The sequence below is a fragment of the Bacteroides sp. AR20 genome (genome assembly GCF_964250605.1).
In the GTDB taxonomy this organism is placed as follows: domain Bacteria; phylum Bacteroidota; class Bacteroidia; order Bacteroidales; family Bacteroidaceae; genus Bacteroides; species Bacteroides uniformis.
In genome coordinates this window covers 140,941-158,513 of sequence record NZ_CAXUGK010000004.1, presented here as the reverse complement: position 1 = coordinate 158,513, position 17,573 = coordinate 140,941, and the positions used below count along the sequence as shown (strand labels likewise).

Below are 17,573 nucleotides of genomic sequence, written 5' to 3'. Positions count from 1 at the left end.
ATTAAACACGAACAATCATGGAAATAGACGAAGAATACATAGACAAAGTCAAAAGCCTGATAGAACAGAAAGACGCGGAAAACGTCAAAACACTTTTGACCGACCTTCACCCGGCAGATATTGCAGAACTGTGTAATGACCTCGGCTTGGAGGAAGCCCGCTTCGTTTACCGCCTCCTTGACAACGAAACGGCAGCGGACGTACTGGTTGAAATGGACGAAGACATCCGGAAAGAATTCCTGGAACTTCTTCCTTCGGAGACCATTGCCAAGCGTTTCGTGGATTATATGGACACGGACGATGCCGTAGACCTGATGCGCGAACTTGATGAAGACAAGCAGGAGGAAGTACTTTCGCACATCGAAGATATAGAACAAGCCGGTGACATCGTTGACCTGCTGAAATATGATGAAGACACTGCCGGTGGTTTGATGGGTACGGAAATGGTGACTGTCAATGAAAACTGGAGTATGCCGGAGTGCCTGAAGGAAATGCGCCTGCAAGCTGAAAAGCTGGATGAAATTTACTACGTATACGTCATCGACGACGAAGACCGTCTGCAAGGGGTATTCCCATTGAAGAAAATGATAACTTCCCCTTCTGTCTCCAAGGTAAAGCATGTGATGCGGAAAGATCCTATCTCCGTCCATGTAGATACCCCCATTGACGAAGTGGTACAAATCATCGAAAAGTATGACTTGGTGGCAGCTCCTGTTGTAGACAGTATCGGGCGTCTGGTAGGCCAGATTACCGTAGACGACGTCATGGACGAAGTCCGCGAACAGTCGGAACGTGATTACCAGTTGGCATCCGGTTTGTCCCAAGATGTAGAAACGGACGATAATGTCATGCGCCAGACTTCTGCCCGCCTTCCATGGTTACTTATCGGTATGTTAGGCGGTATAGGCAACTCCATGATATTGGGTAACTTCGACACGACTTTCGCCGCCCATCCGGAAATGGCCCTTTATATTCCGTTGATTGGTGGTACGGGGGGAAACGTGGGAACCCAGTCGTCTGCCATCATCGTGCAAGGCCTTGCCAACAGCTCACTGGATGCCAAAGACACCTTCAAGCAGGTAGCCAAGGAAGCAGTAGTGGCGGTCATCAATGCCACCATCATCTCCCTGCTGGTATACATCTATAATTTTATCCGGTTCGGAGCTACGGCTACGGTCACTTATTCCGTCTCCATCAGCCTCTTTGCAGTCGTCATGTTCGCCTCCATCTTCGGAACGCTAGTCCCCATGACTTTAGAGAAGCTGAAGGTTGACCCGGCCATTGCCACCGGCCCGTTTATCTCCATCACCAATGACATTATAGGCATGATGCTGTACATGGGTATCACTGTCTTACTGTCATAAAAACAAGAAAATAGAAAAAAATCAAGGCAAATTGTATGAAGTAATCATTTTATTTCATTAATTTGTAGCCTAATGTAACCCGAACGGGAGGAACCCGTTTCTAAAAAAGTAAATACAATGACGGACACTCATGACACTAATCTCCCCGAAAAGCCGGTGGAATTAGAAGAAGAAAAGAAGACAGCAGAGGTTTCTGAACCGGCAACAACAGAAACTCCCGCTGAAGAAATCGTTTCGGAAAAGCCGGTAGAGCCAGTTCAGAAGCTCACGAAAGAGGAAATACTTGCCAAACTCAAAGAGGTGGTTGCAGACGTGGAGAACGTGGCAAAACCTGAAATAGACGGTTTGAAGCAATCTTTCTACAAGCTGCACAATGCTGAGCAGGAAGCGGCCAGAAAACTGTTCATTGAAAACGGAGGCGCCGCGGAGAACTTTGTTCCACAAACAGACAGTGTGGAAGAAGAGTTCAAGAATATCATGTCCGTCATCAAAGAAAAAAGAAGCGCACTCACAGCCGAACTGGAGAAGCAGAAGGAAATGAACCTGCAGGTAAAGCTTTCCATCATCGAAGAGCTGAAGGAGCTGGTTGAATCTCCAGATGACGCCAACAAGAGCTATACGGAGTTCAAGAAACTACAGCAGCAATGGAACGAAGTTAAACTCGTTCCGCAAGCTAAGGTCAACGAGCTTTGGAAAAACTACCAATTGTATGTTGAGAAATTCTATGACCTTCTGAAACTGAACAATGAATTCCGCGAATACGATTTCAAGAAGAATTTGGAAATCAAGACACATCTCTGTGAAGCTGCCGAAAAGCTGGCGGATGAAGCGGATGTAGTTTCAGCTTTCCATCAGTTACAGAAGCTACATCAAGAATTTCGTGATACAGGGCCGGTAGCCAAGGAACTACGCGACGAAATCTGGGCACGTTTCAAAGCTGCCTCTACAACCGTAAACCGACGTCACCAGCAACATTTCGAAGCGTTGAAGGAAGTGGAACAACACAATCTTGACCAAAAGACCGTAATTTGCGAAATCATAGAAGCCATCGACTACAAAGAACTGACAAACTTTGCTTCTTGGGAGAGCAAAACGCAAGAAGTCATCGCACTTCAAAACAAATGGAAGACCATCGGTTTCGCTCCGCAAAAAATGAACGTGAAGATTTTCGAACGTTTCCGCAAAGCGTGCGACGAGTTCTTCCGTAAAAAGGGAGAGTTCTTCAAGACCCTGAAGGAAGGTATGAACGAAAACCTGGAAAAGAAGCGTGCCTTGTGCGAAAAAGCAGAAGCTCTTAAGGACAGTACCGACTGGAAAGTAACTGCCGATGAACTGACCAAACTTCAGAAAGAATGGAAAACCATCGGTCCGGTAGCAAAGAAATATTCGGATGCCGTATGGAAACGTTTCATCTCCGCTTGTGACTACTTCTTCGAACAAAAGAACAAAGCCACTTCTTCACAGCGCAGCGTAGAGCAGGAAAATCTGGAAAAGAAAAAAAACATCATCGAGAAACTGAATGCTATTGATGACCAAATGGATACGGAGGGAGCTACCCAATTGGTACGCGACCTCATGAAAGAGTGGAACGGCGTAGGACATGTACCTTTCAAAGAGAAAGACCGAATCTATAAGCAATACCATAGTCAGATAGACAAATTGTTTGAACGCTTCAACATCAGTGCCTCCAACAAGAAGCTAAGCAATTTCAAGTCGACTATCAGCTCCATTCAGGAAGGTAGTCCACAAGCCCTTTACCGGGAACGTGAGAAGCTGGTACGTGCCTTCGACAATATGAAGAACGAGCTCCAGACATATGAAAACAATCTCGGCTTCCTGACCACTTCTTCCAAGAAGGGAAATAGTCTGCTGACAGAAATCAACCGCAAGGTGGAAAAGCTGAAAGCAGACATCGAGCTTGTGAAAGAAAAGATAAAAGTGGTGGACGAGAACATCAAAAACCAAGGATAACGTAACAAGATAAGACTTAATAAAAAAGGAACCCGCCCCTACAGCTATGCAGCCGTGGGGGCGGGCCTACTTTTATACCCCTTATCAATGATGGAACAGACGGATACCCGTGAACGACATGGCAATGCCATATTTATCGCAAGTTTCAATCACATGGTCATCGCGTACAGAACCACCCGCTTGGGCAATGTAATCTACTCCACTCTTATGGGCACGCTCAATATTGTCTCCAAAAGGGAAGAATGCATCCGAACCCAAAGAAACACCTTTCAATGTATCCAACCAAGCCCGTTTTTCTTCACGGGTCAGCACTTCAGGTTTCTCCGTAAAGAACTGCTGCCAAACACCGTTAGCCAGCACATCGTCATGGTCTTCACTGATATAGACATCAATCGTATTATCACGGTCGGCACGGCGGATTTTCTCTACCCATGGCAAATTCAACACCTTCGGATGCTGGCGTAAATACCAAATGTCGGCCTTGTTGCCCGCCAAGCGAGTACAGTGGATACGGCTCTGCTGGCCGGCACCAATACCGATAGCCTGACCGTCCTTCACATAGCATACAGAATTCGACTGCGTATATTTCAAAGTGATAAGGGCTATCATCAAATCACGTTTCGCTGCTTCCGGGAAATTCTTATTCCGAGTAGGAATATTCGCAAAGAGTTCATCTCCATTCAGCTTTATCTCATTACGTCCCTGCTCAAACGTGATACCAAAGACATCCTTATGTTCAATCGGGGCAGGCTTATAGCCGGGACTTATCTGAATCACATTGTAAGTTCCTTTACGCTTTTCCCTCAAGATAGCCAGTGCTTCGTCCGTATACCCCGGAGCAATAACGCCATCCGAGACCTCGCGGTTAATAAAACGTACAGTAGCCTCGTCGCACACATCACTCAAAGCGATAAAGTCACCATAGGAAGACATACGGTCGGCACCGCGGGCACGCACATATGCGCAAGCAAGCGGAGAGAGCGGAAGATTATCCACAAAATAAATCTTCTTCATTGTCTCGTTGAGTTCCAAGCCGATGGCGGCACCCGCCGGACTGACGTGTTTGAATGAAGTTGCAGCAGGCATACCGGTCGCCTCTTTCAGTTCCTTTACCAACTGCCATCCATTCAAGGCATCCATAAAATTAATATACCCCGGACGTCCATTCAAAACCTCAATAGGTAACTCCCCCTCCTGCATGAAAATGCGAGCCGGCTTCTGGTTAGGGTTACAGCCGTACTTCAGTGCTAATTCTTTTGCCATAAAATTCTGCTTTAATGTTGAAATGCTACAAATTTACAGAATATTTCCGGCTTACAGAAGCCTTGTCACTGAATTTGCCACCGAATGCCTACACTGAAATTTTCGTACATGGTCGAAAAGCAACAAAAAACCACTAAAACTTGCGATTTTAGTGGTTTTTTGACTTAAATAAGGTAAGTTCGTTGGGCTACCTGGATTCGAACCAGGAATGACAGGACCAGAATCTGTAGTGTTACCATTACACCATAGCCCAATTGTTATTATTTCCGTTTTGCGGTTGCAAAGATACAAAGATTTCTATAAATCAAAACAAAAACGAGTATTTTTTTCGCAAAAAACTGATAAGATACCGTAATCCAAAGGATTATATAACTAAAAAAAATCAAAAATTGAAAGAGTTTTCCTCTTTTGCGTGTTTGATATGAGAAATCAACGTATATTTGTCAACTGTTTTAATATAATAATGTATAATGAACGAAACGAAGAAACTGATTCAACTGATAACAGAAGGTATTCAAGATAAAAAAGGAAAAAAAATCGTCATCGCAGATCTGACAAAAATCGACGATACAATATGCAATTATTTCGTCATCTGCCAAGGAAACTCTCCCAGCCAAGTGACAGCCATTGTAGAATCCATCAGGGACTTCACACGCAAGGGTGCCGATACCAAGCCCTTTGCCGTAGACGGGCTGCGCAATGCCGAATGGGTAGCTATGGACTACTCGGACATATTGGTGCATGTCTTCCTGCCTGAAACAAGGGAATTCTACAATCTGGAGCACCTATGGGCAGACGCCAAATTAACTCAAATTCCTGACCTCGATTAATCAAAACGTATGGACAATAATACCAACAAGAAACCCAATAAAGTGAATATGCCCAAGTTCAACCTGAACTGGCTGTATATGATTATAGCGATGATGTTGCTGGGGTTGTACCTGACCAATGAAAGTGGTACGGCAACTAAAAACATCTCTTATGATGAATTCCAGCAATATGTACGAGACGGTTATATAAGCAAAGTCATCGGCTACGACGACAATTCCGTCGAAGCATACGTCAAACCCCAGCACGTAGGAAACGTATTTCGCCAGGACTCCAGCCGCGTAGGCAAGAATCCGCTTATTACGACCGAGGCCCCCTCACGCGAGAGCCTAGGTAATTTCCTGCAAAAGGAAAGAGACGACGCCCACTTTGACGGCTCCATTAACTACGAAAAAAAGCGGAACTACTTCGGTGCCATTTTGTGGCAGATTCTCCCCTTTGCATTCCTTATCGGTTTCTGGATTTTCATGTCCCGCCGCATGAGCGGTGGTGGAGGCATGGGCGGAGGTGGAGGCATCTTCAGCGTAGGAAAGTCCAAGGCCCAATTGTTTGAAAAAGGTTCCCCCATCAAGATTACATTCAAGGATGTGGCAGGACTTGCTGAAGCCAAGCAAGAGGTAGAAGAAATTGTCGAGTTCTTGAAAGAGCCCCAGAAATATACCGATTTGGGAGGTAAGATACCCAAGGGCGCCTTGCTGGTAGGCCCTCCGGGAACCGGAAAGACCCTGCTTGCAAAGGCCGTGGCCGGAGAAGCCAACGTACCTTTCTTCTCTTTGGCAGGTTCCGACTTTGTGGAAATGTTTGTCGGCGTGGGAGCTTCCCGTGTCCGCGATTTGTTTCGCCAAGCAAAGGAAAAAGCGCCTTGTATCGTGTTCATCGACGAGATTGACGCTGTAGGGCGTGCCCGTGCCAAAGCAGCCGCTATGGGTGGCAACGACGAGCGCGAGAACACATTGAACCAGTTACTGACCGAGATGGACGGTTTCGGCTCCAATAGTGGTGTTATCATCTTAGCCGCCACCAACCGTGTGGACGTTTTGGATAAGGCATTGCTGCGCGCCGGACGTTTTGACCGCCAGATACATGTAGACCTACCCGACCTTAATGAGCGTAAGGAAGTATTCGGTGTACACCTGCGCCCCATCAAGATAGACAATAGTGTGGATGTAGACCTTCTGGCACGCCAGACTCCCGGATTCTCGGGGGCAGACATTGCCAATGTATGTAACGAAGCAGCTTTGATAGCCGCCCGCCACGGCAAGAAGTTCGTCGGAAAGCAAGACTTCCTGGATGCCGTAGACCGTATTGTGGGGGGATTAGAAAAGAAAACCAAAATCACTACCGAAGCCGAACGCCGTTCCATTGCTATACACGAAGCCGGCCATGCCAGCATCTCCTGGTTACTGGAATACGCCAATCCGCTGATTAAAGTAACCATTGTACCCCGTGGACGCGCTTTGGGCGCGGCTTGGTATCTGCCGGAAGAACGGCAAATCACCACTAAGGAACAGATGCTCGATGAGATGTGTGCCACCTTGGGAGGACGTGCCGCCGAAGACCTATTCTTAGGTAGAATATCCACCGGAGCCATGAATGACTTGGAACGCGTGACAAAGCAGGCGTACGGTATGATTGCCTATCTGGGTATGAGCGAAAAACTACCCAACCTCTGCTATTATAATAATGAGGAATATTCCTTCAACCGCCCGTATAGCGAAAAGACTGCGGAATTGATTGACGAAGAAGTGAAGCAGATGGTTAATGAACAGTACGAACGTGCCAAGAAAATATTGTCCGAAAACCAAGAAGGGCACAACCGGCTGGCACAACTGCTGATTGACAAAGAAGTAATCTTTGCCGAAGACGTTGAACACATCTTTGGGAAACGTCCATGGGCTTCCCGTTCGGAAGAAATCAGTGCAAACAAGACTGCTGCCGAACTGAAAAAAGCGGAGCAAGAAGAAGAGCAAAAAGCCATAGAAGCAGAAAAGGAAGTTAAGGAAGAAGAAAAGCATGAAAAATAACTTTATCCAACGTGCCGTTACCGGCGTGTTATTCGTCATAGTATTGGTGGGCTGTATTCTTTACAGCCCCCTTTCGTTCGGTATACTGTTCACCATTATCAGCGCACTGAGCGTACATGAGTTTGCCCAATTAGTCAGCAAGAGCGGCGAAGTAAGCATAAACAAGACCATCACTGCATTGGGGGGAGCCTACCTTTTCCTTGCATTGATGAGTTTCTGTACCCAGCAGTCTGTAGGAGCACGAGTATTCCTTCCTTATTTGGGACTATTGCTCTACATGATGATTACGGAACTTTACCTCAAGAAAAAGAATCCGACGGGTAACTGGGCCTACTCCATGCTAAGCCAATTGTACGTGGCACTCCCCTTTGCCCTGCTGAACGTACTTGCTTTTCAGAATTCCCCGGAAACGGGCAGTGTGACCTACAACCCTATTCTACCGCTTTCCATTTTCGTATTTATCTGGTTGAGCGATACAGGTGCCTATTGCGTAGGTTCGCTGATAGGCAAACACCGTCTGTTCGAACGTATCTCACCTAAAAAATCCTGGGAGGGCAGCATCGGCGGCGGAATATTCTCCATCGCTTCCTCTCTTGGCTTTGCACATTTCTTTCCTTTTATGCCAGGATGGCAATGGGTAGGTTTGGCAATCGTTGTCGTCATTTTCGGCACTTGGGGCGATCTGACCGAATCACTCATGAAACGCCAATTGGGCATCAAGGATTCCGGTAACATTCTGCCGGGGCATGGAGGGATGCTCGACCGTTTCGACAGTGCCCTGATGGCAATTCCTGCAGCAGTTGTTTATCTATATGCCTTGACGATGTTCTAACGACGGCTCACATGACCAAACTTACATAAAACAGATATAAAAAGAGCACCCGGGCAAGATGAATGACATCAAAATCACGGGTGCTCTTTCTAACTATATACTCTCGCAAACTCTTTCTTACTTCAACTGCATATTGGACAAATCCACATTAGTAGTCAGCTTTTCATTACTCCCCGCAGTTTTCAAATCAAAGGTTACTTCCACCTCTCCATTCTCTTCTGAATTGAGTTTCAACTTGATGCCTTTGGTTTCAGAGGGGATGTCCAGACTGTTCAAGTTATAGGAGACAGCACCAGGACTACGACGTCCCGTCAGGTCATCATAGTCGTTATAGCGGAGTTCCAAATGGACGTATCCATCTTCGCCATACAAAGTATCATCTTCTTGCGGACGCACCAGGCTGATACGGTGTTTATTATCAGTCGAAGATGGCAGGTTCTGCATGAAAAAAATGTTCATATAGCCACCACTGATGGTAATATCACCTTTATATATACGCACGGGGTCATTACCGAATTCCTCTTCGGTTTCGGGAGTCAGCGTCTCCACCTCTTTCGTCAAAACGTTCTGCAGACGCAGCAGCTTCACAGCATGATCATATCCTGCATAGTCGTCCCACAAAGGATTGAACACGGTAATCACACGCTGCCCATCCACGGCATCATACCACCCTATGTCCGTATTCACCGGCCAGAGCGTCCCCCAAACATCGCAGTTTAAATAAAAGGCATTTCCCGTAACACGCACAGTGGCCCACAAAGGCGGGGTAAAATCACCCAAAGAATATCCGTCGTTATCATCACATGATTGCAAAGCGGGCATCACTGCCAAACATATTGCCATAAATAACCAATGTAGCTTTTTCATAATCAAAGTCCTTTTCATTTGTTTCTGTATAGAAAATACAAAAGCCGGGCATTTACTGCACCGGCTTTTCCCATTTTAACAAATTCTTAATTTTTCGATTATTCTTCCCTCCTCCTCAGTAATGCCACCATCTCGCGGGCAGCATGTTTGGGTGCCCCTGCCTCTCCCAGACAGGATGCCATATACTCATATCCCTCGAGCATCTGACGGCGGTATTCCTTATCGTACAAAATGCGGTTCAGCTCCGAGCGTACCTGCTCTACCGTCATGGTATCTGCAACCAGCTCTTTCACCACCTCCCGGTTGGCTATGAGATTGACCAGGGAAATGTACTTCACTTTCAGTATATGCCGTTTCAGGAAAGCGATAACCTTCCCTATCGGAGTATGGTAACATACCGCTTGCGGCACACGAAACAGAGCTGTTTCCAGCGTTGCCGTCCCCGAAGTGACCAGTGCAGCCTCTGCCTGCCTCAACAAAGGGAATGTCTTGTTGAAGATAATCTTCACGTCCACCCCACCCACATAACGTTTGTAATACTCGGGGGAAATACCCGGAGCACCGGCCAGCACCAGTTGATAATCGGGAAAAGAAGCTGCCGCACGAAGCATGTCGGGCAGATTGTCCTTGATTTCCTGCTTGCGGCTACCAGCCAGCAGAGCAATAACGGGTTTGGCCGAAAGTCCGTTTGCCCGGACAAAGTCGTCGAATGTCTCTGAGCTGGAAGCAAGAAAAGCCGTCACTTCATCCACTGTCGGATTGCCGACATAATGTATCGGATACCCGTGCTTCCCTTCAAAAAATTCCACCTCGAACGGTAGGATGGAGAACAGCTCATCCACATCCCGTTTAATATTCTTGATGCGGTATTCCTTCCATGCCCAAATCTTGGGAGAAATATAATAAAAGACAGGAATCCTTGTGTTGGCATGGACAAACTTGGCTATATCCAGATTAAAGCCCGGATAGTCCACCAAAATCAGCACATCCGGCTGCCACGCAACAATATCCTCCTTGCAGCGCTTCATATTGGCAAAGATGGTGCGCAGATGCAGCAATACGGGAATGAACCCCATATACGCCAACTCTTTGTAATGCTTCACCATCACACCGCCCACTGCAGCCATGAGGTCGCCTCCGAAGAAACGGAACTCCGCTTGCGAGTCCTCCTCCTTCAATGCAGCCATCAGATGGGAGGCATGCAGGTCGCCAGAAGCTTCACCGACAATCAAGTAATACTTCATATCAATTGATAATTGTCAATTAATTCAGAACCATGCTTTCAGTTCATCAATCAAGCCGTATGCCGTTGCATCCACCGTGGTCGGGGTGATTGCCACATAACCGTTATCAAGCGCCCAATGGTCATTCTTCTCATTTTCGGCATCGTTGTTCTCAAACTCGCCGGTCAGCCAGTAGTAATGGGCATCTCCTCTATGGGCAAAGTTTTCCCATTCATTGGTCCATTGCCCCTTGGTTTGTTCGCAAATCTTCACACCCTTCAATTCTTTGGTATCGGGGAAGTTGACATTGAGGCATGTCAACGGAGGGAGTCCTTTCTCCAATACCAGCCGGGCTATCTCGCGGATGTAAGGACCTGCAGGTTCAAAATCAGCGTTCGGCTCATGGTTGCAAAGGGAGAATCCGATGGAAGGCACTCCTTTCAGGCATCCCTCTATCACAACGCCCATCGTACCGGAATAATGCAGGTTTACAGAAGAATTGTCGCCGTGGTTGATGCCGCCTACCACCAAGTCGGGCTTGCGGTCGAGCACCGTATGAAAAGCCAGCTTCACACAATCGGTCGGCGTACCGGAACACTTGTATACCGTCAGCCCAACATCCTTACGGACCAACTGGTAGTGGATAGGTTCCGTTACAGTCAGCGCACACGCACTTCCAGAGCGGGGTGCATCCGGCGCCATTACCACAATCTCGCCCAGCGGACGGAGGAATTTGATTAACTCGCTAATACCTTTCGCAATGATGCCGTCATCATTGGAAATCAATATCAAAGGTCTCTGATTTTCCATAACTTTCTTTTTTATTATCGTGCAAAAGTAGCTAAAAAGGCTTTAAACAGAATACTACAAAGATAATAATTCTTTTGTATTCAAAGATATTTTCAGAAAAGGCTAACTTTGTACCGACAATAGTTGGAATATAATCATTCATAAAATCCATGCTATAATGAACACTTTTTGCCATTCTACCATTGCTGCACGCATCGAGACGGCAGCTGCCGCAATTATTCTGTTTCTAACAACCCTGACAAGCTGTGGCAGGAGCAGTTCTCCCGAGCCACTTGACCAATGGAATGACGGGACATCTACGCTTCACACGGCAGACCCGGTCATTGCAGAAGGCCGGAAGCTCTTCAACGACAAAGAATACCAAAATTTCCGGCTCACCGGAGAAGCCCTCACACAACCCGGCTCCGAAGCAGGCCTCCTCTTTCATACGGACGGCGAGTCCGGTTATGAAGTGATATTCCGTAACGGAGACATCGACGGCACACGCAAGAGCGGCTCACTCGCCTCGGTGCGCAACCTCTATCGCTCACTCGCAAAAGATGGAGAATGGTTTGACTTCGAGATAACCGTACGCGGACAAAACATCATTGTCTGCATTAACGGAACCGAAGTTGTTTGCTATACCGAACCCGGACACCCATATCGCACAGAGGAGCACGCCCGGCAACTGCTGAGTCAAGGTTCCATTGCCCTGCAAGGCATACACGGCGAAGTGTCATTCCGGAATCTCGCCATCGAACGGCTTGCCAAGGAAGCACGCAACGAAGCCGACACGCTTGCTCCGGTAGACGAGCGCACGGATGAGATAATCAGGCTACAGCAGCACGATTTCCCAGTTATAGACTATCACGTTCACTTGAAAGGAGGGCTGACGAAGGAAATGGCACACGCCATGTCCATGAATTACGGTATCAACTATGGTGTCGCCCCCAATGCCGGAGAAGGAGGCGTAGGACGTATGCTGGCCGATGACAAAGAAGTGTACGACTATTTTAATGAAGTAAAAGGGATGCCATTCCTGTGCGGTGTACAAGGTGAGGGACGCAAATGGACGGCAACTTTCTCGCAGGAAGCCTTGGGGATTTTCGATTACCTGTTTACCGACGCCATGACCATCATAGACCACAAGGGACGTAACTCGCGCATCTACCGGGCCGAAGAAGCACTCTTTGATGACATTACGCTTGAACAGTATATGGACCACCTTGTCGACCAAACAGTCCTGATTCTGACCAACGAGCCTGCCGACATTTATGCCAACCCTACCTTCTTGCCCGATACTATGGCGCATGATTACGACAAGTACTGGACGGACGGACGCATTGAACGCGTATTGGATGTATTGCAACAACATGGAATCGCTCTGGAAATCAATGCACGCTACCGGATTCCCAGTTTCGAGATTATCCGTCGCGCCAAAGCACGTGGAATCAAATTCACATTCGGTACAAACAATGTCGATGCCGACTTCGGACGACTGGAATACTGCGCCGAAGCCATCAAGCAATGTGGCCTCACAGCCGACGATATATGGTTCCCGTCGATGAGCACACGCCGCTCCCGCCCCATTGTCATATACAACCGATTCGAGTAGCAGGGAACAACCGCTGTCATCTTCACCAACAGAAACGATACACCTATGGACATTCTTCTCATCATCTTGGGCATCCTCTGCCTGATTGTCGGATTGGCAGGCTGCATCCTGCCTATGATTCCGGGACCGCCCGTAGCCTATGCAGGCTTGTTGCTTCTACATTTCACGGACAAGGCGCAGTTTTCCACCACGCAGTTACTTTTATGGCTGGCAGCAGTCGTCCTTGTACAGATACTGGATTATTTCGTCCCGATGCTGGGCAGCAAATACAGCGGAGGCAGTCGGTGGGGAACGCGCGGCTGCCTCATAGGCACCATCGTAGGGTTGTTCTTCATGCCTTGGGGCATCATCCTCGGCCCCTTTCTCGGAGCCTTTGCCGGCGAACTGATGGGAGGCAGCAAGACAGACCAGGCCTTGAAATCGGGGCTGGGCTCGCTGCTTGGATTCTTGCTGGGCACAGTAGTGAAATGTGTGATGTGTGCGTACTTCTGCTGGGAGTTCGTCAAAGCCTTGGTCTGACACCAGCTCCTCTCCTTCTGCCCGGGAACAACTTATCCCCCGACCATCTTCCACACGGTAGTCCATCTGCATGAGATGTACATCTCATGCAAGTAGAGAGAATAGTCCAAGCCAATGTCTTCCATTGGTTTACAAATCTTAATCTTCTGCAAGCGAGACAAAAAATCAGCTTCATTTCAAGATAAATACGTATATTTGCCCACTAAACAGAGAAAGAACGCTTTACGCGCAATTTACAAGAAGAAAAACAGCGGTAAACGTCTGTGAGTTATTAACAAAACAGCCGACTTATCAACCGTTTTTGCAATCTTTCTCCAAATTTGTAGGCGCTATCCGGAATTATCACTTATTTCGCTGCCAATAAATATTGAGATTATGGGAAAAATAATTGCTATGGCTAACCAAAAGGGTGGTGTAGGCAAGACTACGACGACAATCAACCTCGCAGCCTCACTCGCCACGCTTGAAAAGAAAGTGCTCGTTGTAGATGCCGACCCGCAGGCCAATGCCTCCTCAGGATTGGGTGTGGACATCAAGCAGTCGGAATGTACTATCTACGAGTGCATTATTGACCGTGCAGACGTACGCGAGGCCCTTCATGACACGGAGATAGACACACTGAAGGTAATCTCCTCCCACATCAATCTGGTAGGTGCCGAAATAGAGATGCTCAATCTGAAAAACCGCGAAAAGATACTGAAAGAAGTACTCGCTCCGCTGAAGAATGAGTTTGATTATATCTTGATAGACTGTTCCCCGTCTTTGGGTCTGATTACGGTCAACGCACTGACTGCCGCCGATTCGGTAATCATCCCCGTACAAGCGGAATATTTTGCACTGGAAGGCATCAGCAAATTGCTGAATACCATTAAAATCATCAAGTCCAAGCTGAACCCTGCCCTCGAAATCGAAGGCTTCCTGCTGACGATGTACGACTCGCGTCTGCGCCAGGCCAACCAGATTTACGATGAAGTGAAACGCCACTTCCAGGAATTGGTATTCAACACCGTCATCCAGCGCAATGTGAAACTGAGCGAAGCTCCCAGCTACGGCCTGCCCACCATTCTCTATGACGCAGACTCAACCGGAGCCAAAAACCACATGGCACTTGCCAAGGAATTGATAAGCAGAAACGAAAAGAAGTGATTATAGTGGTTAGTGATTAATGATTAGTGATAAATACCATATTTACAATGCACAAACAAATCATCCCGTATGGTTAAATTGTAAATCGTCAAATAGTAAATAAACAGATGGCACAAAGAAATGCATTAGGACGCGGGCTGGACGCCCTCTTCTCCATGGATGAAGTAAAGACCGAAGGCTCCTCCTCTATCAATGAGATAGAGCTGTCGAAGATTACGGTCAATCCCAACCAGCCCCGTCATGAATTCGACCCGGTTGCGTTGCAGGAGTTAGCCGATTCCATCTCCGAAATCGGCATCATACAGCCCATCACCCTGCGCAAGCTTAGCGACGACGAATACCAGATTATCGCCGGCGAGCGTCGTTTCCGTGCTTCGCAGCTTGCCGGACTGACAAGCATCCCTGCCTATATCCGCACTGCAGATGACGAGAACGTCATGGAAATGGCGCTCATCGAAAACATACAGCGCGAAGACTTGAACTCCGTAGAAATAGCCCTCGCTTACCAGCATCTGTTGGAACAATACGGACTGACGCAGGAACGCCTCAGCGAACGCGTAGGTAAGAAGCGTACCACCATTGCCAACTACCTGCGCCTGCTCAAACTGCCCGCCCCCGTCCAGATGGGACTGCAGAACAAGCAGATAGACATGGGACATGCCCGCGCGTTGGTAACGCTTGGCGATCCCAAACTGCAAGTGAAGATTTTCGAAGAAATCCTGGAGCACGGGTATTCCGTACGCAAAGTGGAAGAAATCGTAAAGTCACTGAGTGAAGGCGAAAGCGTGAAGAGCGGTGGTCGTAAGATTGCCCCCAAGCGCGCCAAACTGCCCGAAGAATTCAATATGCTGAAACAACAGCTCTCGGGCTTTTTCAGTACCAAGGTGCAGCTAACCTGCTCGGAGAAAGGAAAAGGTAAAATCAGTATCCCGTTCAATAACGAAGAAGAATTGGAACGTATCATCGGCATTCTTGATACGCTGAAGAAATAAATGAGGAAAAAAGGAAGAATATATCAGTTAGCCATTGCCCTGCTGCTCTGTTTTTTACAGATGGCAGGGATTGCTATGTATGGTCAAGACCGTCCACGTGCCGCTTCCAAGCGTGCGCAGCGGCATCAGACCGATACACTCAACACCGTGGTGAACCGGGACAGCCTCACTGTTGCCGACAGTCTTGCAGCCGAAAACAAGCGGAAGATGCTGGAAATGACTGCCAGCCCCGACCTGAAGGAACAGCCCGTGCCTACAGACAGTCTGCAAAAGGCCATCGACCCCAAAAGGTGGGTACCTAATCCCACAAAAGCCACCTGGCTTGCCCTCGTCATTCCCGGCGGTGGACAAATTTACAACCGCAAGTATTGGAAACTGCCCATCTTCTATGGAGGATTTGCCGGTTGTGCCTATGCCCTTACGTGGAACAGCAAGATGTATAAGGACTATTCGGCCGCCTACAAGGATGCCGTAAATGGTAATTTCAACTCCAGTACCATTACCGACCTGCTGCCTCCCAACTATAACTATACCGAAAGCCAGCTGACGGAGACACTACGGAAGCGTAAGGATACCTTCCGACGATACCGCGACTTGAGCATCTTCGCCTTTATCGGTGTATACCTGCTGTCTGTTGTCGACGCATACGTAGACGCAGAGCTGTCCAACTTTGACATCACCCCCGACCTCAGCATGAAAGTGGAACCTGCCATAATCAACAGCCAGATGACTGGTTCCTCTAATAAGAACGTCGGCGTGCAATGCAGTTTCCGATTCTAAAAACGAAAATTAAAGCATAAATTATTACCTAATGACACACAAGGCCATATATATGAAAAGAATTATTCTCGGTTCCTCGCTTCTGTTTTGCGCCCTCTTCACCGCTCCGGCCATGCATGCGCAAGAAAGCGTGGAAGTGCTTATCCGCGAAAACGGCACGGAACGCCAGGAATCCATCGAGCTGCCCAAAAGCATGACCTATCCGCTGGACAGCCTGCTCAATGACTGGAAAGCCAAGAATTACATAGACTTGGGAAAAGACTGCAGCACCTCTACCGTAAACCCGATGTTCAGTGACTCTGTATACATAGACCGGTTGTCGCGCATGCCGACCGTCATGGAAATGCCATACAACGAGATTGTGCGCAAGTTCATCGACATGTATGCCGGACGTCTGCGCAACCAGGTTGCCTTCATGCTGAGCGCCTGCAACTTCTATATGCCCATCTTCGAAGAAGCGCTGGATGCCTACGGCCTGCCGCTCGAGCTGAAATACCTGCCCATCATAGAATCCGCTCTCAACCCTTCTGCCGTATCCCGCGCGGGAGCCTGCGGACTATGGCAGTTTATGCTCGCCACCGGAAAGATATACGGACTGGAAAGCAACAGCCTCGTAGACGAACGCCGTGACCCGATAAAGGCGACCTGGGCGGCAGCACGCTACCTGAAGGACATGTATGACATTTACAAAGACTGGAACCTGGTGATTGCCGCCTACAACTGCGGTCCGGGCACCATCAACAAAGCCATCCGCCGCTCGGGAGGGAAAACCGATTATTGGGAAATCTACAACTATCTGCCCAAAGAGACACGCGGCTACGTGCCCGCCTTCATTGCCGCCAACTACGTAATGACCTACTACTGCAAGCACAACATCTGCCCCATGGAAACTGACATTCCGGAAGCAACCGATACGGTGCAAGTAAGCCGTAACCTTCATTTCGAGCAGATTTCCGACCTATGCGGCATCAGCCTGGACCAGATAAAGAGCCTAAATCCCCAATTCAAGAAAAGCATCATCCCCGGAGAGAGCAAGCCGCAGACGCTACGCCTCCCCATCAACTACATCAGTGCCTTCATTGACAAGCAAGACACCATCTATGCCCACCGCAGTAACGAGCTGTTCAAGAACCGCAGAGTCGTGGCCGTTTCCAATACACGCTCGACGGCACGTAGCAGCAAAGGCAGTACCGCTACGGGGAATGTCACCTACCACAAGATACGCAGTGGCGAGAATCTCGGCAGCATTGCACGGAAATACGGTGTCACTGTCAATCAGTTAAAAAGTTGGAATGGATTGCGCAGTACCAGAATCTCCGCAGGAAAGCGCTTGAAGATTTATAAATAAAGACATAAACGC

At 48.1% G+C, this 17,573-nt stretch carries 15 protein-coding genes and 1 tRNA gene; 11 read left to right on the top strand and 5 right to left on the bottom strand.

From position 1 onward, the window contains the following. Positions 1 to 17 precede the first annotated feature (17 nt). Entirely contained in the window at positions 18 to 1,364 is a 1,347-nt protein-coding gene (gene mgtE / locus ACESTD_RS03990) for a magnesium transporter (protein ID WP_005824027.1), read from the top strand. Between the two features lie 117 nt (positions 1,365 to 1,481). After that, the gene (locus tag ACESTD_RS03985) at positions 1,482 to 3,335 is read left to right on the top strand and encodes a DUF349 domain-containing protein (protein ID WP_008665652.1); all 1,854 of its coding nucleotides are present in this window, start codon (positions 1,482 to 1,484) and stop codon (positions 3,333 to 3,335) included. A gap of 84 nt (positions 3,336 to 3,419) precedes the next feature. Here the strand turns inward: ACESTD_RS03985 and ACESTD_RS03980 are convergent, their stop codons facing one another. Then, positions 3,420 to 4,598, bottom strand: coding sequence for a phosphoribosylaminoimidazolecarboxamide formyltransferase (locus ACESTD_RS03980; RefSeq protein ID WP_005835186.1), 1,179 nt, complete (start codon positions 4,596 to 4,598; stop codon positions 3,420 to 3,422). Positions 4,599 to 4,780: 182 nt separating this feature from the next. Next, positions 4,781 to 4,851 (bottom strand) — tRNA-Gln (locus tag ACESTD_RS03975). A 217-nt stretch (positions 4,852 to 5,068) separates the two neighbouring features. Between ACESTD_RS03975 and rsfS the strand changes: the two genes are divergently transcribed. Genes rsfS through ACESTD_RS03960 form a run of 3 tightly spaced genes read left to right on the top strand, consistent with a single transcriptional unit; the run spans position 5,069 to position 8,282 of the window. Then, positions 5,069 to 5,428 carry a ribosome silencing factor gene (gene rsfS, locus ACESTD_RS03970; RefSeq protein ID WP_195288444.1) on the top strand — a complete coding sequence of 120 codons (360 nt, stop codon included), beginning with the start codon at positions 5,069 to 5,071 and terminating at the stop codon, positions 5,426 to 5,428. A 9-nt stretch (positions 5,429 to 5,437) separates the two neighbouring features. Then, the gene (gene ftsH, locus ACESTD_RS03965; protein WP_005824037.1) at positions 5,438 to 7,450 is read left to right on the top strand and encodes an ATP-dependent zinc metalloprotease FtsH; all 2,013 of its coding nucleotides are present in this window, start codon (positions 5,438 to 5,440) and stop codon (positions 7,448 to 7,450) included. Further along, on the top strand, positions 7,440 to 8,282 hold the full coding sequence (locus ACESTD_RS03960) for a phosphatidate cytidylyltransferase (protein WP_009037172.1): 843 nt from the start codon (positions 7,440 to 7,442) through the stop codon (positions 8,280 to 8,282). Before ftsH ends, ACESTD_RS03960 begins: the two co-directional genes overlap by 11 nt. A 117-nt stretch (positions 8,283 to 8,399) precedes the next feature. On the opposite strand, the gene ACESTD_RS03955 is transcribed toward ACESTD_RS03960, so the two are convergent. The 3 genes from ACESTD_RS03955 to surE form a co-directional block, all read right to left on the bottom strand. Next, positions 8,400 to 9,149, bottom strand: a complete 750-nt coding sequence (locus ACESTD_RS03955; RefSeq protein ID WP_022402312.1) for a NigD-like protein — start codon at positions 9,147 to 9,149, stop codon at positions 8,400 to 8,402. A gap of 98 nt (positions 9,150 to 9,247) precedes the next feature. Further along, on the bottom strand, positions 9,248 to 10,393 hold the full coding sequence (lpxB, locus tag ACESTD_RS03950) for a lipid-A-disaccharide synthase (RefSeq protein WP_005824044.1): 1,146 nt from the start codon (positions 10,391 to 10,393) through the stop codon (positions 9,248 to 9,250). A gap of 24 nt (positions 10,394 to 10,417) precedes the next feature. Further along, a complete protein-coding gene (gene surE, locus ACESTD_RS03945) occupies positions 10,418 to 11,182 on the bottom strand; it encodes a 5'/3'-nucleotidase SurE (RefSeq protein WP_005824046.1) in 765 nt (254 codons plus the stop codon). A gap of 157 nt (positions 11,183 to 11,339) precedes the next feature. On the opposite strand from surE, the gene ACESTD_RS03940 reads away from it, so the two are divergent. The 6 genes from ACESTD_RS03940 to ACESTD_RS03915 all read left to right on the top strand — a co-directional run bounded on the left by ACESTD_RS03940 (position 11,340) and on the right by ACESTD_RS03915 (position 17,561). Beyond that, positions 11,340 to 12,776 carry a DUF1080 domain-containing protein gene (locus ACESTD_RS03940; protein WP_087333346.1) on the top strand — a complete coding sequence of 479 codons (1,437 nt, stop codon included), beginning with the start codon at positions 11,340 to 11,342 and terminating at the stop codon, positions 12,774 to 12,776. A gap of 45 nt (positions 12,777 to 12,821) precedes the next feature. Further along, positions 12,822 to 13,295: a DUF456 domain-containing protein gene (locus tag ACESTD_RS03935; RefSeq protein ID WP_005824051.1), complete on the top strand. Its 474-nt coding sequence runs from the start codon at positions 12,822 to 12,824 to the stop codon at positions 13,293 to 13,295. A 375-nt stretch (positions 13,296 to 13,670) separates the two neighbouring features. Further along, positions 13,671 to 14,441 carry a ParA family protein gene (locus ACESTD_RS03930; RefSeq protein WP_008665665.1) on the top strand — a complete coding sequence of 257 codons (771 nt, stop codon included), beginning with the start codon at positions 13,671 to 13,673 and terminating at the stop codon, positions 14,439 to 14,441. A gap of 107 nt (positions 14,442 to 14,548) precedes the next feature. Further along, positions 14,549 to 15,433, top strand: a complete 885-nt coding sequence (locus ACESTD_RS03925) for a ParB/RepB/Spo0J family partition protein (protein WP_005824054.1) — start codon at positions 14,549 to 14,551, stop codon at positions 15,431 to 15,433. Further along, a complete protein-coding gene (locus ACESTD_RS03920; protein ID WP_005824056.1) occupies positions 15,434 to 16,213 on the top strand; it encodes a DUF5683 domain-containing protein in 780 nt (259 codons plus the stop codon). It abuts the gene before it with no gap. Between the two features lie 52 nt (positions 16,214 to 16,265). After that, positions 16,266 to 17,561, top strand: a complete 1,296-nt coding sequence (locus tag ACESTD_RS03915) for a lytic transglycosylase domain-containing protein (RefSeq protein WP_200998832.1) — start codon at positions 16,266 to 16,268, stop codon at positions 17,559 to 17,561. Positions 17,562 to 17,573: the final 12 nt, after the last annotated feature.